Origin of the sequence: Occallatibacter savannae (assembly GCF_003131205.1) — a bacterium.
Taxonomy (GTDB): domain Bacteria; phylum Acidobacteriota; class Terriglobia; order Terriglobales; family Acidobacteriaceae; genus Telmatobacter; species Telmatobacter savannae.
This window is the reverse complement of sequence record NZ_QFFY01000001.1, coordinates 1,062,993-1,079,123: the sequence shown is the minus strand read 5'-3', so window position 1 is coordinate 1,079,123 and position 16,131 is coordinate 1,062,993. Positions and strand designations below refer to the sequence as shown.

The 16,131-nt window shown below is 59.2% G+C and carries 17 protein-coding genes; 12 read left to right on the top strand and 5 right to left on the bottom strand.

Going from position 1 to position 16,131, the window contains the following annotated elements; all coding sequences use genetic code 11:
- Window positions 1-35: 35 nt before the first annotated feature.
- A complete protein-coding gene (tadA, locus tag DHV10_RS04815) occupies window positions 36-506 on the top strand; it encodes a tRNA adenosine(34) deaminase TadA (protein WP_239461285.1) in 471 nt (156 codons plus the stop codon).
- Here tadA and DHV10_RS04810 read toward each other — a convergent pair.
- Window positions 493-978, bottom strand: a complete 486-nt coding sequence (locus DHV10_RS04810; protein ID WP_109485131.1) for a cupin domain-containing protein — start codon at window positions 976-978, stop codon at window positions 493-495. The genes tadA and DHV10_RS04810 overlap by 14 nt on opposite strands.
- Window positions 979-1,013: 35 nt before the next feature.
- Here DHV10_RS04810 and DHV10_RS04805 point away from each other — a divergent pair, with 35 nt between their 5' ends.
- From DHV10_RS04805 to DHV10_RS04790, 4 genes are all read left to right on the top strand, one after another.
- On the top strand, window positions 1,014-1,271 hold the full coding sequence (locus DHV10_RS04805; RefSeq protein ID WP_109485130.1) for a glutaredoxin family protein: 258 nt from the start codon (window positions 1,014-1,016) through the stop codon (window positions 1,269-1,271).
- Window positions 1,272-1,397: 126 nt separating this feature from the next.
- On the top strand, window positions 1,398-2,708 hold the full coding sequence (gene purB / locus DHV10_RS04800; RefSeq protein ID WP_109485129.1) for an adenylosuccinate lyase: 1,311 nt from the start codon (window positions 1,398-1,400) through the stop codon (window positions 2,706-2,708).
- A 4-nt stretch (window positions 2,709-2,712) separates the two neighbouring features.
- Window positions 2,713-3,108 carry a tetratricopeptide repeat protein gene (locus DHV10_RS04795; RefSeq protein ID WP_109485128.1) on the top strand — a complete coding sequence of 132 codons (396 nt, stop codon included), beginning with the start codon at window positions 2,713-2,715 and terminating at the stop codon, window positions 3,106-3,108.
- Window positions 3,105-3,695 (top strand): UbiX family flavin prenyltransferase, encoded by a 591-nt coding sequence (locus tag DHV10_RS04790; RefSeq protein ID WP_109485127.1) that lies wholly within the window; start codon window positions 3,105-3,107, stop codon window positions 3,693-3,695. The genes DHV10_RS04795 and DHV10_RS04790 overlap by 4 nt, the downstream gene beginning before the upstream one ends.
- A gap of 5 nt (window positions 3,696-3,700) precedes the next feature.
- On the opposite strand, the gene DHV10_RS04785 is transcribed toward DHV10_RS04790, so the two are convergent.
- Window positions 3,701-5,728 (bottom strand): PP2C family protein-serine/threonine phosphatase, encoded by a 2,028-nt coding sequence (locus DHV10_RS04785; protein ID WP_162601189.1) that lies wholly within the window; start codon window positions 5,726-5,728, stop codon window positions 3,701-3,703.
- 338 nt (window positions 5,729-6,066) lie between these two features.
- Between DHV10_RS04785 and DHV10_RS04780 the strand changes: the two genes are divergently transcribed.
- The 3 genes from DHV10_RS04780 (at window position 6,067) to DHV10_RS04770 (ending at window position 10,381) form a co-directional block, all read left to right on the top strand.
- Window positions 6,067-7,404, top strand: a complete 1,338-nt coding sequence (locus DHV10_RS04780) for a homocysteine synthase (RefSeq protein WP_109485125.1) — start codon at window positions 6,067-6,069, stop codon at window positions 7,402-7,404.
- Window positions 7,401-8,534 (top strand): homoserine O-acetyltransferase MetX, encoded by a 1,134-nt coding sequence (gene metX / locus DHV10_RS04775; protein ID WP_109485124.1) that lies wholly within the window; start codon window positions 7,401-7,403, stop codon window positions 8,532-8,534. The genes DHV10_RS04780 and metX overlap by 4 nt, the downstream gene beginning before the upstream one ends.
- 389 nt (window positions 8,535-8,923) lie before the next feature.
- Entirely contained in the window at window positions 8,924-10,381 is a 1,458-nt protein-coding gene (locus tag DHV10_RS04770) for a hypothetical protein (protein ID WP_109485123.1), read from the top strand.
- Window positions 10,382-10,470: 89 nt separating this feature from the next.
- Here DHV10_RS04770 and DHV10_RS04765 read toward each other — a convergent pair whose 3' ends face one another.
- Both DHV10_RS04765 and lysS read right to left on the bottom strand, forming a co-directional pair.
- A complete protein-coding gene (locus DHV10_RS04765; RefSeq protein WP_109485122.1) occupies window positions 10,471-11,265 on the bottom strand; it encodes a TIGR00282 family metallophosphoesterase in 795 nt (264 codons plus the stop codon).
- A 23-nt stretch (window positions 11,266-11,288) separates the two neighbouring features.
- Complete coding sequence (lysS, locus tag DHV10_RS04760) at window positions 11,289-12,860, bottom strand: lysine--tRNA ligase (protein ID WP_109485121.1); 1,572 nt, start codon at window positions 12,858-12,860, stop codon at window positions 11,289-11,291.
- A 49-nt stretch (window positions 12,861-12,909) separates the two neighbouring features.
- Here lysS and DHV10_RS04755 point away from each other — a divergent pair, with 49 nt between their 5' ends.
- The 4 genes from DHV10_RS04755 (at window position 12,910) to DHV10_RS04740 (ending at window position 14,990) form a co-directional block, all read left to right on the top strand.
- Complete coding sequence (locus tag DHV10_RS04755; protein WP_239461284.1) at window positions 12,910-13,269, top strand: AtpZ/AtpI family protein; 360 nt, start codon at window positions 12,910-12,912, stop codon at window positions 13,267-13,269.
- On the top strand, window positions 13,266-13,679 hold the full coding sequence (locus DHV10_RS04750) for a hypothetical protein (protein ID WP_109485120.1): 414 nt from the start codon (window positions 13,266-13,268) through the stop codon (window positions 13,677-13,679). The genes DHV10_RS04755 and DHV10_RS04750 overlap by 4 nt, the downstream gene beginning before the upstream one ends.
- A gap of 64 nt (window positions 13,680-13,743) precedes the next feature.
- Window positions 13,744-14,478, top strand: a complete 735-nt coding sequence (gene atpB, locus DHV10_RS04745; RefSeq protein ID WP_109485119.1) for a F0F1 ATP synthase subunit A — start codon at window positions 13,744-13,746, stop codon at window positions 14,476-14,478.
- A 206-nt stretch (window positions 14,479-14,684) separates the two neighbouring features.
- Entirely contained in the window at window positions 14,685-14,990 is a 306-nt protein-coding gene (locus tag DHV10_RS04740) for an ATP synthase F0 subunit C (protein WP_109485118.1), read from the top strand.
- Between the two features lie 60 nt (window positions 14,991-15,050).
- Here DHV10_RS04740 and DHV10_RS04735 read toward each other — a convergent pair whose 3' ends face one another.
- Window positions 15,051-15,887 carry a hypothetical protein gene (locus DHV10_RS04735; protein WP_162601188.1) on the bottom strand — a complete coding sequence of 279 codons (837 nt, stop codon included), beginning with the start codon at window positions 15,885-15,887 and terminating at the stop codon, window positions 15,051-15,053.
- Between the last annotated feature and the right edge of the window lie 244 nt (window positions 15,888-16,131).

Here is a 16,131-nt window from a genome sequence, read left to right as displayed (position 1 = left end):
GATCTGTGATTGCGGCAGAGCGGAATTGCCGTACTATGTTGCCCATGATCTCTGACCTGGAAGCGATGCGGACGGCGCTATCGGAAGCCCGCAAGGCGGCCGAAGCCGGCGAGGTGCCGATCGGCGCTGTCGTGGTTCACGATGGTGCGATCATCGCTCACGGACAGAACTCGGTCATCCGCACGAGCGATCCGACTGCTCATGCTGAGATTGTGGCGATGCGGCATGCTGCCGGTATTCGAGGCAACTACCGTCTGAACGGCTGCACCGTGTACGTGACGCTGGAGCCGTGCGCGATGTGTGCGGGGGCGATGATTCACGCGCGGATCGACCGGCTCGTGTATGGCACTGCCGATCCCAAGGCCGGCGCGTGCGGATCGGTACTGTCGGTTCTGAATCACCCTCAGCTCAACCACCAGATGCAGGTGGGGCAGGGAGTGCTGGCGGAGCAATGCGGGGATATGCTGCGCGTCTTCTTCCGCGATCGCCGCGTCAAGTCCGAGTGAGCGCGCGAATTCGTTCCGTCTGCTCGGGCCACTTCGCTGCGAGTTCTTCGTAGCCGGCATTGCGATAGTCGGCGTAGTCGAAGCCGGGCACCACGGTGCAGCCGAGCAGAGCGAGTTTGCCGTCGCCGATGAGCCGCGTGCCTTGCCATACTCCGGCGGGAACCAGCACATGCACTTGCTGGCCCGCGAGCAGATCGTGCCCAAGGACGACGATTTGGCAGTGCCCGTCGGGGTGGAGCTGCAGCATCTCAACGGGATCGCCGAGGTAGAAGTGGAAGATCTCATCCGAGTCGAGCACGTGCATCTCGGAGAACTGGCCTTGTTCGAGTAGGTAGTAGATGGCGGTGCCCTGTGAACGGGCTCCACGGGGCAGGTGCAGAGTGCCGGCAGCAGCCCACGTTTGCCGGAAACTTCCGCCCTCGATGGGGTGGGGATCAAGCTTGAGCAGGGCCTTGATCTGTTCAGCGGTCACACAGGAATCGTAAATGAGCCGGTAAAATTGAGGATATGAAGGTTCAGGTCTACACCGCGGCCTGGTGCAGAGATTGCCGGGCGGCTAAACAGTTTCTAGATACACACGGGATCGAATACACGGAAATCAACGTAGACGCAGATCCGGCAGCTTCTGCCGAGGTTATTCGCCACGTCGGCAAGCGCGCCATTCCTCAGCTGGTGATAGATGGCGAGTGGTTTCAGCCCTACAAGCCAGGGCGGGGCCTGCTTTACGAGGAACTGCATGCCCGCTTCGGCATACCGCGCACCTGAGAGCCGTCCTTTTTTCAGCTTGTAGAATCAAGAGTTGGGTCTGAACAGTCGCTCTCACGCGGATGGCGGAAACGTGTCGTTCAGACTCGGGCAAGAAGCCGGCGGCCAGGAGCTAGAAGCTGACTTATGATCAAGCGCTATACCCGCGCGGCCATGGGCCGCATCTGGACCGAGGACAATAAGTACCGCTGCTGGCTGCAGGTGGAGTCGGCAGCGAGTGCAGTGCTCGCGGAGGATGGTGTCATCCCGACGTCGGCGGCGGAAGCCATCGCGCAGAAAGCGTCGGCTTCGGCAGAGCGGATCCTCGAGATCGAGGCCGAGGTCAAGCACGACGTCATCGCGTTTACGACAGCCGTTGCCGAAAGCCTGAAAGCGCAGGGGCTTGGCGAGGAGTCGCGCTGGCTGCATTACGGGCTCACATCGAATGACATTGTTGATACGGCACAGGCGCTTCAGATCAAGGAGGCGTCGGCGCTGATTCGACAGGGAATCGAGGGGCTGCTGGCCGTGCTGAAGCGGCGGGCACTCGAGTTCAAGCACACGCCGACAATTGGGCGCACGCACGGTATCCATGCCGAGCCGACAACGTTTGGGCTCAAGTTTCTTAACTGGTACGCAGAGATGCAGCGAAACCTCGCGCGGTTTGAGGCTGCCGCGGAAGACATGCGCGTGGGCAAGCTCTCAGGCGCCGTGGGAACATTTGGCCATCTGAAGCCGGAGCATGAGGAGCGTATCTGCGAGCGGCTCGGCCTCAAGCCCGCCCCGGTAGCCACGCAGGTGATTCAACGCGATCGGCACGCGGCTTACATCGGCACGCTCGCGGTGATTGGAAGCACCCTGGACAAGATTGCCGTCGAGATCAGGCATCTGCAGCGCACCGAGGTGCGTGAGGCGCAAGAGTACTTCAGCGAAAAGCAGAAGGGCTCGTCGGCGATGCCGCACAAGAAGAATCCGATTACGAGCGAGCAGATCAGCGGGCTTGCCCGGGTGCTTCGGGGCAATTCGCAGGCAGCGCTTGAGAATGTCGCGCTGTGGCATGAGCGCGACATCTCGCATTCGTCAGTCGAGCGGGTCATCTTCCCTGACTCGACGATCCTCACGGACTACCTGCTGGCGAAGACGACGGATCTTCTGGATCGATTGCTGGTGTATCCGGAGAGGATGAAGAAGAATCTAGAGTCCACCGGGGGGCTGATTTTCTCAGGGCAATTGCTTCTGGATCTGGCTGAAGCGGGGATGCTGCGCGAAGACGCTTACCGTCTGGTGCAAAGTCATGCGATGCGCGCGTGGAAGGATGATCTCGTGTTCCGGGATGAAGTGGCAAAGGATTCGGCGATTACAGGACTGCTTAGCCCGCAAAAGCTGACCCGCACCTTCAATTACACGCGGCAGCTGGGGAACGTTGACGCGATCTTCAAACGAGTTCTGGGAGCGTAGTGCGATGAACCAGATTCCAGACTACGCTGCGGAACGAGTGCTGGGCACTATTCAGGAGGTCATCGACTCCGCGGATGAGGAGCTGAAGCAGGCGGCGGAATGGATGAAGGGACTGGTTGGTGAGTTCCCAGAGGCGTCGATCGTGCATTCGTATTATGCGTGGGTTCTGTCGCGGCAGGGAAAACATCGGGAGGCCGTCGACCACGGGCGCGTCGGCGTGAAAATTTCGCCGGAGTCGGAGATCTCGTCGCTGATGCTGTTCCGTGTTTTATGGAACGCCGGCGAGAAGAAGCAGGCATTTGACGAGGTGAAACGGCTGGAGAAGTACGGCCCTTCGGCAGAGTACGCTCAGATGATGCAGGAGTGGAACGAGAGCAAGCCCGAGGACTTTGAAGAGTGAATCTCACCGTCGCTATCACCGGAGCGTCAGGCGCGATCCTGTGCAGCGAGCTGTTGCGCGCTCTTGAAGTGGACGAGCGGGTGGGGCGAATCGACTTTGTGGCTTCGGAGAATTCGCTTCGCGTGATTGCAGAAGAGCTTGGTATTTCTGGCCGTAGCGGCCTGCTTGAGAAGCTGCTCGGCAGCGCTCCGAAGAAAATTACGCAGCTCTCTGATGTTGACGTCGGCGCGTCCATCGCGAGCGGAAGTTATCCGAGCAATGGAATGATTATTCTTCCTTGCTCGATGGGAACGCTGGCGACGATCGCCAATGGGCTGGCGAACTCGCTGATCACGCGCGCTGCTGATGTGACGCTCAAAGAGGGCCGGCCTCTTTTGTTGTGCGTACGCGAGACGCCGCTCAATCGCATCCACCTACGCAACATGAGCCTGGCCAGCGACGCGGGGGCGGTGATTTTTCCGGTGATGCCCGCGTTCTACAACAAGCCGGTGGACTCGAAGGAAATGGCAAGGCAGTTCGCGTTTCGAGTGCTGGCTCACATTGGCTTGTTTCAGCCCGGTGCGTATGTTTGGAAGGCGGACGAGTAGGATCTCTAAACGTCGCCTGTGCGGGTCAGCGTGAGCACGGTGATGTCGTCTTCCTGACCGAAGCTGACCGCGGCCTCTGAAGCCCTTGCGGCGTCAGGAGCGGTAGCGAAGAGTTCCTGCAGGCGTTCGAAGCTGAAGATCTCGCCGTCAGGGGAGCGAGCTTCCAGAAGTCCGTCCGTGTACAGTGCGCAGCGATCGCCGGGAACGATCTGGATCTGCTTTTCTCCGTATTTGAAATCGGGATCAATGCCAAGGGGCAGAGCTCCGTCAATTTCTATTTCCTTGTCGTTGAGAAAAGGGGCGGGATGTCCGGCGCTGGCGATGGTGCAAAGGCCGCCCGGGTCAAGACGAAGGGCGAGGCAGGTGGTGAATCCGCCCTGCAGGCGTCCGTGAAGGCGGCGGCTGAGGCCCGCGAGAATCTCAGCGGGACTTGAGGTGGACTCAGCGAGCGTTCTTACGGCGCCAACAATGAGCGAGACGGCCATCGCGGCGCGTAGGCCTTTGCCGCTGACATCGCCGAGGACGACGAGCGTCGATCCGGGTGCTTTCGGATCAAGCGGAATGATCTGGAAGAAGTCGCCGCCGACGTCCAAGGCGGGATGGTAGGCGCTGGATACGGAGAACCCGGGGAGCGTGGGCGGCTTTTCGGGAATGAGGACCTCCTGCAGTTCGCGGGCGCTTGCGAGTTCCTGCTCGAGGATGGCCTTTCGGGACTGCTGGTCGCGCACGTAGCAATAGATGGCGTAGAGCACCGAGAAAAATACGAGCAGATCGAAGATCATCTGCAAAGTGAAGTAGGCTGGCCCGATGTGGAAGATTGGCGATGCCAGGCGCGGGCCGATCGTCCAGTGGGTATAGCGCTGGCCCTGCTGCGCCGTTGCGATAACAACTGCGAGGAGTTGGGAGAGGGATGCGCTGATGCCAATGAGCAATCGAACAGGGTCGAGCTTCTGACGAAATCCGAAGAAGACGAGAACCAACAAGTACAGATCTGAGGGCTCGATAATCGCGGTAAAGAGCACGTCGAGCCACATGCCGGACTGGCGCGACAAAGCGCTTGCCGGAACGTAGGTGAGGAAGCCGTCCAAAAGCGCTGAGGTGAGGCTGACGACCGCAAGGATTTTCGCCCATCGGAGGAGCATCGGGCGTTTGCGCAGATTGAGAAGGTCGATCAGCAGGAACCAGAGCGCGACATTGCGGAGCTGCCAAAGAGGCTGCAGCACAAATTCGACAGTCTGGGAGGAAACAGGAAGTCGGAGCAGATATGTCGAGGTCCAGATGGTGGGAGCGATCGCGAAGATTGAAAACCACAAGAGCAGATTTTCTCCGCGATGGCGAAGCCAGAAGATGATCCCGTCCAGGCCCACCAGGAAATACAGGATATTTAACGCATCATCGAAGAGTGTCGCAGTGAGAAAGCCATAGTTCCAGCTTCCGATGTAGTGGCTGATCGATTCGGAATCGCCAAGGATCGGGGCCTCCTGCAGGCCGCCGACGAAGCCGGAGCCGCTGGATCCAAGCGGGCCTTGCCAGACTCTGATGGACAGAACGCCATCCAGACTTCCGTTGAGATTGAAGGGAGATGGAGTGTGGACTGCGGGCCACGACGGATGCGGCGGGAAGGTGCCGTAGCGTCCGATGAGCGCTCCGTTCCAGTAGACCTCGCAGGCATCGCCTACGCGCGGAACGATGAGCTGCAGAGTTGAATTGCCGCCGATCGCCGGAGTGATGTGCAGGTGCTGGCGATACCAACCGAAGCCCGTGTAAGCGTAATGACCTTGCGAGCCCCACGGCTTATCGGGCACGAGACTTTCCCAGCCGTCGTGGCCGGTCCCGTCGTCGACATCGGGAGTTGACCAGCGGACGTCATCGCCGACGTGAAACTGCCACGGGCGGCTTAGCACTTCAGTCCCTTTGCCCAGGCCTACAATCTCAATCACGGGAGTCGGCTGCTGTGCCAGGCTCACGCCGGGAATCAGCGCGACGGCCGGCAACATAAGGTGCAGAAGAGCGAGGAAGAGTCGCGAGCGCATTCGAGAGCATTCTCGCACGTACCCGGCAGCGGCGGATTCGCGGCTTCGGTAGATACCTGGCAAAGACAATCTGCTTACATTTCCCGTTTGACAGTCCTCGAGGGGGTCCGAGATACTTCCTTCAATGCTGAACTCAGCTGCATTCCGGACCGAGGCAATGGCCATGTGCATGTGCTGCACGTACGGGTCCGCCTGTGTTGGCTCTGAGTGGCAAATGCGCTAGTCGCAACCGATCAGAATCAGGACGGCCCGGATCCAGAGGATTCGGGCTTTCGCATTTGCGGGTTGGATCGTTCCGGCCTCGCCCCTAAACCGAAAACCTTTTGAAGGAGAAGAGGATGTCAGACGAGAAGAAGCAGCAACTTGCCACTATCGCCGTTCACGGCGGGCAATCGCCCGATCCAGCCACGGGCTCGCGAGCCGTACCTATCTATCAAACGACGTCGTACCTCTTCCAGGATGCAGACCACGCGGGCCGTCTCTTCGCGCTCAAGGAGTTCGGCAACATCTACACGCGAATCATGAATCCGACGACGGATGTTTTCGAGAAGAGAGTTGCAGCTCTTGAGGGCGGTGCGGCGGCGTTGGCGACCGCGTCTGGTCAGGCTGCGGAGACGCTTGCGATCACAACGCTTGCCGCGGCCGGCGACGAGATCATCTCGAGCAACTCTCTCTACGGCGGGACGTATAACCTGTTCCACTACACGCTGCCACGGCTTGGCATCAACGTGCGTTTTGTCGATCCAGATGATTTTGACGCAGTGCGTGCTGCGATCAACCCGAAGACGCGCGCGATCTATGCTGAGTCGCTCGGCAATCCAAAACTGGACGTCATCGACGTCGAGAAACTCGCTTCCATCGCACACGAGAACGGCCTGCCGCTGGTCATTGATAACACTTGCGCCTCGCCGGCTCTGCTGCGGCCGATCGAGTGGGGTGCGGATATCGTCGTCAATTCTGCGACCAAGTTTATCGGGGGACATGGAACGACGATCGGCGGCATCATTGTGGACGCAGGCAGGTTTGACTGGGCTGCATCTGGACGCTTCAAGGAGTTCACAGAACCTGACCCGTCGTACCACGGTCTCTCGTATACGGCTGCTTTCGGGCCGCTATCGTTCATTCTGAAGGCGCGCATCCAGGGCCTTCGCGATACGGGTGCGGCGCTGGCTCCGCATAGCGCGTTCCTGCTGCTTCAGGGGCTCGAGACGCTGCATCTGCGCATGGAGCGGCACTCGCAGAATGCGCTCGCAGTGGCGAAGCATCTGGAGAAGCATCCAGGTGTGGTTTGGGTCAACTACCCTGGGCTGGAGTCCAGCAAGTATGCAGCACGTGCGAAGAAGTACCTGCCCAATGGCCAGTCGTCCCTGCTGACGTTCGGCATCAAGGGCGGTTATGACGCTGGCAAGAAATTGATCGATTCGCTCCAGCTCTTTTCGCTGGTGGCGAATATCGGTGATGCCAAGTCGCTGGTGATCCATCCGGCTTCGACCACCCACCAGCAGCTCACGGCAGAAGAGCAGGCAGATACGGGAGTGACGCCTGAGCTGGTCCGGCTCTCGATTGGCATTGAGGATATACGCGACATCATTGACGACCTCGACCAGGCAATTGAAGCTGCAAACGGGCATGCCTCTACCAAGGCAGCCGCGCATGCAGGCACTGCGGCAAAATGAGTGTCTTGCCTGAAACTGCAGCCGGGCCGGATCCAGCGCCGGCCCGAACCGGTCTGGTTGAACCCACGTACGAGGGCGACTATGTGCTGGACGAGCACCTGATGCTGGAGAGTGGGCGCACGCTCGCGCAGCCGACGCTGCACTATGCCGTGTATGGGAAGCTGAATGCGTCGCGCGATAACGCCGTGCTGATCTGCCATGCGCTTTCCGGTTCGGCGAGGGTGGGGGACTGGTGGCCCGAGGTCTTTGCTCCGGGCGCTTTGCTTTCGCTCGAGCATGACTTTGTCCTATGCATCAATCTGCTTGGATCGTGCTATGGGTCCACGGGGCCAGGCTCGGTCGATCCGGAAACAGGGCTCGTGTACGGGCCTGATTTCCCGCTGGTGTCAATACGCGATAATGTACGCGCGCAAGCGCAGTTGCTTGATTCGCTTGGCATCCGGCGGCTGCGCATGGTGCTGGGCGGATCGATCGGGGGTATGCAGGCGCTTGAGTGGGCGATCCACGATCCCGATCGTGTTTCGAAGGCAGGGATTATCGGTGTCGCGCCGGTCTCTGCGATGGGACTGGCTTTAAATCACCTGCAAAGGCAGGCCATCCAGAACGACCCGAACTGGGATGGCGGCTACTACCTGCCGCAGCGCCCGCCAATGCATGGGCTATCTCTGGCGCGCCAGATTGGGATGCTGAGTTACAAGTCTGCATCGCTGTTTGAGGAGCGTTTCGGGCGCAACCCGAACCGGAACGGGGAAGATCCGTGGCGGCACGACGATCAGGGAGGCGGGTTGATCGGCGGGCGATTCGATATCGCAGGCTATCTCGATTACCAGGGTGAGCGCTTCAACGAACGTTTTGACGCGAATGCGTACCTTGCGATCATGCGGACGATGGACACCTGGCATCCTCTGAACGGGTACGCGTCCGCCCAGGAGGTCTACGGCCGGATCCGCGCCGAGCTGATCTTTATCGGCATCAGCAGTGATGCGCTGTTTCCGGCTGAGTCGGTGCGGGCTCTTGCGGAGTCGATCCGGGCCGCGGGAGTGCGGGCGGAATACCGCGAGATGGTCAGCTCTCACGGTCACGATGCTTTTCTGGCGGAGCAGCCGGAACTGGTCCGGCTGCTTCAATAGCGGGCTTCAGCCGTCCCTTGCAGCATGCGAGGAAACACTTTTCCTCAATTCGGTGTCTAAGCTCTTTAGCGACCGGCTAAGGGGTAAGCTGGCGCTGAAAGAAGATTCCCTGCAGACACTTGGTTAGACAGATGTCACATTCCGCGACGGGGCATACAGTATCCGTTGAGCGTCAGGATGCCGATGCCTGCGGGCGGCTCGAGAGTGTATCCTCTTGTCAAATAACCTGCCTTGTCACTTTGGGCATGGCTTTCTATAATCCTCCCAACACCGCATTGGACATCGTGGGAATGTCTAGCCCTCGAAGAGTGTCTGGTTTACGGATAGACGAGTCCCCGAGCGAGTGCTTGAGAAACCGATTTCACTTCCGCATCTCCCAGGAGCACTGAATGAAGAAGTTTGTCTTTGCATCTGTGATGGCGTTGGCGAGCTTGAGCCTCGTTCCCGCAACCACGCTGCGCGCACAGGATCAGCCAGGCACGATTCAGATTAAGGATCCTGCTGAATTCAACGCGTATCAAATGGCAACCACGCAGTCCGACCCGAAGGCGAAAGCCGCGGCTCTGGAAGACTTTCTAACGAAATATCCGCAGAGCTCCGCCAAGGCAGCAGTACTGGACATGCTGCTCGGGGCGTATCAACAGATGGGCGACACGCAGAAGACTGTCGACACGGCCAAGAAGATCCTGCAGGTCGATCCCAATTCGCTCAAGGCGATCTATATCGCAGCGTTCAACGAGAAAAATCAGTGCGCGAAAACCTCTGACCAGGCTACCTGCGACGATGCGGGTGCTCTGGCGCAGAAGGGTCTGACGGTGACCAAGCCCGCCGGTATTCCGGACGATCAATGGAAGCAGCAGACGGACGCGACTTACCCGTTTTTCCACTCCGTGCTCGCAGTTGTCGCTCTCGTCTCCAAGAAGGATCCGAAGACGGCAGTTGACGAGTACACAACCGAGCTCAAGATGTATGCTGTGCCGGACACGACCAAGGGGCAGGCACTCGGCGATACGCTCCAGCTCGCGTTGGCTTACGTAAAGCTCCAGCTTCTGGATGCCCAAGCCGCGCGTGATGCCGCAGATAAGGCGAAGGCCGCTGCCGGCGATGCCACTGCTGCTCAGGCTGCCAAGGCCGCGAATGACAAGGCGAACGGCGACTACCTGAATGCTGCCTGGTTTTTTGCTCGCGCATGGAGCTATGCACCGGCAAATTACAAGTCGCAGATCGAGCCGCAGCTTGAGTACTACTTCAAGAAGTACCACGGCGATACCACAGGTCTGGATGGGCTGAAGACGCAGGCTGCTGCCAGCCTCTTCCCGCCGCCAACACTGGCCAGCACTATCACCCCGGCCAAGACTCCGCAGGAGCAGATCCACGACCTGCTGGCGAACACGCCTGACCCGAACACGCTGGCTCTGGCCGACAAGGAAACGGTTCTTTCGGTCGGCAGCAAGGAAGACGCCGACAAGCTCTGGGCTCTTCTGCAGGGCAAGGACACGCCGGTCCCAGGAACGGTCATCGAAGCCAACGCCAACCAGGTCAAGGTCGCTGTGACTCAGGATGCGAAGGACGCGAAGACGGCTGACTTCATCGTCAACATGAAGGAACCGATCGCCGAGAAGGAAATTCCCGCGGTCGGCAGCGAACTCAAGCTGTTGAAGGACGGAGGACCTGAGCTGGACGGGACCTACGACACCTACACGCAGGTGCCCGCATCGGCAACGGCTGCAGCAAGCGCGCAGATCGTGCTGAAGGATGGCATTCTGCAGAGCAAGAAGGCTCCGGCGCGGAAGCCGGCAGCCGGCCGCCGTCCTGCAGCAGGCGCAACCCACAAACGGCCACAGTAGTTCCAGTCAGCTTCTGGAGAGATGAAGGGCAGCCTGAAGAGGCTGCCCTTTCTTTGTGTGCTGAATTGGAATGATGGATGAGGAGCGCGTTACTCGCCGAGCATGATTCTCTGAATTGAAGTGGCGCGGCCGGTGGCGGGATCGCACGCGATCAGCGCAGCGCACATCTTGGGATTGCCCTTTGCGGCTTCGAACTTTCCGGGCATACCGGTGAGGAATCGATGCAGGACGAGGTCGCGCTCGACTCCGATGACACTGTCGTAGGGTCCGCTCATGCCGACATCGGTCTGGTAGGCAGTACCGCCCGGCAGCACTCGTTCATCGGCGGTCGGCACGTGCGTGTGCGTGCCGAGGACGGCGGTTACGCGCCCATCGAGGTGCCAACCCATGGCGACTTTCTCGCTTGTGGCCTCTCCGTGAAAGTCGACCACGATCACCTTTGCTTTGATGTTGCCAAGGATTTCGTTTGCGGCAAGAAAGGGATTATTGGTGCCGCTCATGAAGACTTTGCCCATGAGATTCGCAACCGCGTAGTCCGTGCCGTTTTGCGTTTTGCCCTCGAAGACGCCGTAGCCGGGTACACCGCGTTCGAAGTTAGCTGGGCGCAGGATTCGGCGGGCGCGCTCCGGGCTGTCTGAGGGAACCGTGATGTAGTCGATCAACTCGCGCTTGTCCCAGACGTGGTTGCCGGTGGTGAGGACGTCGGCGCCCATATCGAAGAACTCTTCGGCAATTTGGGGGGTGACGCCGAAGCCGCCGGCAGCATTTTCGGCATTAAAGATGAGCAATTCGACGTTGTTCGCTTCGCGTACGTGATCGATGTGCTCGCGCACAATGCGACGGCCTGCGCTGCCGAAGATGTCACCGACGAATAAGATATTCAACAACAGCTCCTAGCTACTAGCCACTAGCTGCTAGTTTCGGATTCCGGGCTCTTCTGTGCCGTATCGCGCATAAGCGGAAACAGGATGACATCGCGAATGGATTTTGAGCCAGTTAGCAGCATGACCAGTCGATCAATGCCGATGCCTTCGCCTCCGGTGGGTGGAAGGCCGTAGGCGAGGGCGCGCACGTAGTCCTCATCCATCTCGTGTGCTTCGGCGTCGCCGCGCGCTCGCTCTTTGAGTTGCTCTTCGAAGCGCTTGTGTTGCTCGACGGGATCGTTGAGCTCGCTGAAGGCATTGCCGAGTTCGAATCCGCCGGCGTAGATTTCGAAACGCTCGACCCATTCTGGATCAGCGGGCTTCTGCTTGGACAACGGAGAGATTGCGGTAGGGAACTCGTAGATGACCGTCGGCTGCTGGAGGTGCTCTTCCGCTACAGCTTCGAAGATGTTGGCTATCGTTTTGCCGGCCGGCTCGCCAGCCTGATAGTCGAGATGCTTGCCGAGAGCGCGAAGGCGCTCAACAAGAGGATGCAGACGGTGGTGGTCAGATCCATCACCGATGATGTCCAGGTCTTCGATTGCAGGCGTGGCATCCGCGGCTTCTTCCGGCCACCACTTCACGATCGCTTCCCGCATTGTGAGCTTCTCAACCTTGCCGAAGTCGAGCTGCACGCCGTTAAACGCGGAAACGGTTGTCCCATTGACCTCGAGTGCCACGAACTTGAGCAGATCGATGGTCAGCTGGATCATGTCCTCGTAGTTCGCGTAGGCCTGGTAGAACTCGAGCATCGTGAACTCAGGGTTGTGCTGGGTGCTCACTCCCTCGTTGCGGAAGTTGCGGTTGATCTCGTACACGCGATCGAGGCCTCCGACGACCAGCCGTTTGAGATAGAGCTCAGGGGCGATGCGGAGGTAGAGGTCCATGTCGAGCGCGTTGTGATGCGTCCTGAATGGGCGCGCAGCAGCGCCGCCGGCAATCGGCTGCATCATGGGCGTTTCGACTTCGAGGTAACCGCGTTCATCGAAGAAGCGGCGGATCGCGCGGAGTACCTTGGCGCGCTTGACGAAGACCTCGCGGGCGTCGAGGTTGGCAAAGAGGTCAACGTAACGCTGGCGGTAGCGGAGTTCGACATCTGCGAGGCCGTGATACTTCTCGGGAAGCGCCAGCATGGCCTTGGCGAGGAAGGTGAGCTTCTCGACGTGAATGCTGAGTTCACCCGTCTTTGTGCGAAAGAGGTAGCCCGAGACGCCGACGTGGTCGCCGAGATCGAGCAGCTTGTAGAGCGCCCAGCCTTGCTCGCCGACAGCATCGAGGCGGACGTAAATCTGCAGGCGCTGACCGCCCTGTTGAAGAGTGGCGAATCCGGCCTTGCCCATAACGCGAATAGCCATGATGCGGCCGGCCACCGTCACGGTCTGGCGATCGCCGTCCAGCAACTCTGCCGTGGCATCGCCCCATTTGGCCCGGATCTCTGGGATGGTGTGTGAGGCAGGGAACTGGTTGGGATAGGCGGCCTGCCCGAGCTTTTCGATTTCGGCCAGTTTTGAGCGGCGCAAGTCGAAAAGATTGCGCTCGAATTCCGAATCAAACACTGTGTTTCCTTCTGTGTGCAGCGAATGAGGTCTAAGGGTCAGTATAGCTGTGCGGCTCAAGAACTTCGCGGCGTCGCCACTGGTCGTGTATAACCACCAAGGGATGCCCTTCAACCGTCCATTGCCGGATTCCGGATCGAACTCAAAACGATCGAGCGGAGTCGATGCGATTGTCAAAGCGGAGACCGGAATTCAGATTGCGCTGATTCTGCCGAGTTCAGTCGTGATCTGCTGGCTCATCGGAGCGTGGGCGGACAAGCACTTTCATCAGTCGTGGATCTCGATCGCCGGGGTCGTGTTTGGAGCTGTCTCCGGGTTGGTCTACATCATTCAGTACGTGATTCGTGCGGACCGCGAGGACCGGAATGGCACTGGGAGCGGCAAAGGGTCCACAGGATCAGATCAATGACACAGGAAGCGCATCCATTGCTTGAGCTACCCAACGACGCGGCTGAAGTGATGCTTCAGCGGGCCATGGTTAAGACGTTGATTTTGGGCCTGATTGCGTCAATTGTGGTGCTGATTGCGTCTGGTTGGCGTAATGCGGGGATGTTGCTAGCAGGGGCGCTGATCTCAGGGGCCAGCCTGTTTGAGTGGCAGCGGCTTGCCCGGGTGATCAGGGCGAAACTCGAGGCGGAAAAGACACCGCGCAGCGCACCGGCGGTGGTTGTGTTCTTTCTGCTTCGGCTGGTCCTCTATGCAGCAGCCATCTATGTTAGCCTGAAGTGTTTACAGGGCTCGGCTGTGGCGCTGCTCTGCGGGCTGGGACTGGCAGCAGTCACCATCCTCTGGCAGGCTCTCCGAATGCTCCTGGACTGAGGCCGACGCTCCGCAGCGGACTGGTACCTCTCGATTCATTTTCAAGAAGGAAAGATCTGTCTTCATGCCCGAACCTTATGCTTTGACCCGCCTGCTGAATCAGCTCTTCGGCGGAATTGTCACCTCGATCATGCAGGCGATGGGAGTTCATCCTGCGAACCCGGGAGCGCCCATCAACAACACCTTCACAGTGGAATTGCTGGTTGTTCTGGGATTGATTGCATTCTTCGCGATCGTCCGCATGTCGCTCTCGCCGGATAAGCCGGGTGCGTTTCAGCACGTAGCTGAGATGATCTCGGAGTTCACCGGGAACATGGGTGAGCAGGTGATCGGCCACGATGCTCCGAAGTTCCAGGCTTATGTGACATGCATTTTCCTGTTCGTGCTGATCAACAACCTGATCGGATTGATCCCCGGCGTGCCTGCACCGACCACATCGCCGGTTGTGCCGCTCGGGCTCGCAGTGCCGACGTTTCTCTATTACAACTGGCAGGGCTTCCGGTCGCACGGCATTGGATATCTGAAGCACTTTGCGGGACCGATCTGGTGGATGGCATGGCTGCTGATCCCGATCGAATTGGTTTCGCACTTCGCCCGCATCATGTCGCTCACCATCCGTCTTTACGCGAACATGTATGCCAGCGATATGCTCACACTCGGATTTTTCTCGTTGATTCCGATCGGCGTTCCCGCTGTCTTTCTCGGATTGCACGTTTTTGTCTCGTGCATCCAGGCGTTCATTTTCATGCTGCTTTCGATGATTTATCTGTCGCTAGCGGTTTCGCACGAGTCACACTAACCAGTTGTGAGTTTGGAGTTCGTAGTTCACTGCACCGTCTTGAAGCGACGAGATTGGAACTATGAACTAAGAACTACGAACTGAAAAGAATTCCGCCGGAGAATTGCTCCCGCTCCGGATCAACGGCAGGCCGCAAGCGTGAGGGGACCAGCACGGTGAGTCTCAACCACCCACTGGCGGCCAAATCCAAGGGATGCAGGAGAACTATGCGGAAACTTCAATACGTATTCATGGCGCTGGCTGCTCTCTGCTTCGCTGTTCCGGCGTTTGCACAGGGCGGGGAATCAGCGGCCATCAACCTGGTGCCGATCGGTGCCGGCATCGGCATGGCCCTCGCGGCCGGCCTTTGCGGTCTCGGTCAGGGCAAGGCCACTGCTTCGGCTTGCGAGGCGCTGGCGCGCAACCCCGGCGCTCGCGGCGGCCTGATGATCTTCCTGATCCTCGGACTCGCGCTTATCGAGTCGCTCACCCTGTTCACCCTGGTCATCATCCTGCTCAAGGTGAAGGTCTAGATTTACAGATTTGTCTAGAGCGGGTCCGGCCTTCGGGCTGGGCCCGTTTTATTTGCCTGATTATCGGCTATCGGTGCGCGCTGCTGTCGATCTGTTTTCGCGCAGGATGGCAATGGCCTGCTGATAGTGCAAGCCCGGAGCGACGGGCACGAACTGGCTCTCGTCTTCTGTTGTGTCGAAGACTCTGGTCTTGAACACGACTCTGGCGCTCATCTTCATGTCGAAGTGGACGATGCGCCAATGGTTCTCGCCGACCGGAGCCTGGTCGATGCGAATGGTTCCCCCTTTGTACAGCCGGCCCAGGATTCCCCAGGCATAGTCAACGTCCTGGTCGAGCCTTCCATCGAGCCTCACGACACGCTCTTGCGCCGGATCTATCCAAAGCTCTCCGGTCATCTGCTTCAGCACCTGGGTCTCGAGATCGGGTGGATCGAACTTGGGATTTGGCTTGAATGTGAATTTCGCAACCTGTCCCGTCGGCGCTTGCGCTGTGCCTGCGTACTGGTAGAGAAACGCAGCGGGAAGCGATCGCAGCACTTTCATCGCGCGCCCGGTGTCCTGGTCCTGTGACTGTTTGCGGCGGCGCTGACGGCTCGGGTCGGTCAGGAGCTGATCGAGGCGTACCTGCTCGCGCTGTTCATCTGCCTGGCTGAGGGGCGCATCGTTCACGGCGATCAGGCGTGCCACGGCCCCGTCGGCAGTCTCGCAGATCTCCTTTGTCGTGGTCAGGCGCGGACTTGATTTGCGCAGACGAAAGCGCATCGGATGCTGCGGGTCACTCGCAACCCGGGCTTCATTCGCGAGCGCCCTCTGCACAAGCCCTGCATCCTGCGCGTGGGCAGCGAGGCCCGCAAGCACAAATACCAGAATGAGAGACTTGAGTCGGGGCACTGGCAATAGTTTATCGTCCTTCGTTTTTCCTGTTCTGATTTGGTTACTTAAAGGGTTGGACGTCCTACCTGGGGATTGGATTCTTAAACTGCACGGAACCGCCCCGATGCTATAGTTCGATAAGGGACTTTGGTCATTTTGAGCGTCTTGGCAGATGGCAAGCCGAGTGCTTCCTGAAAGGCCTTACCCGACAAATTGGCGGCCCAGTTGGCGCCGCAATGATCTCAAAGATTCTGGAAGGAAATTGATC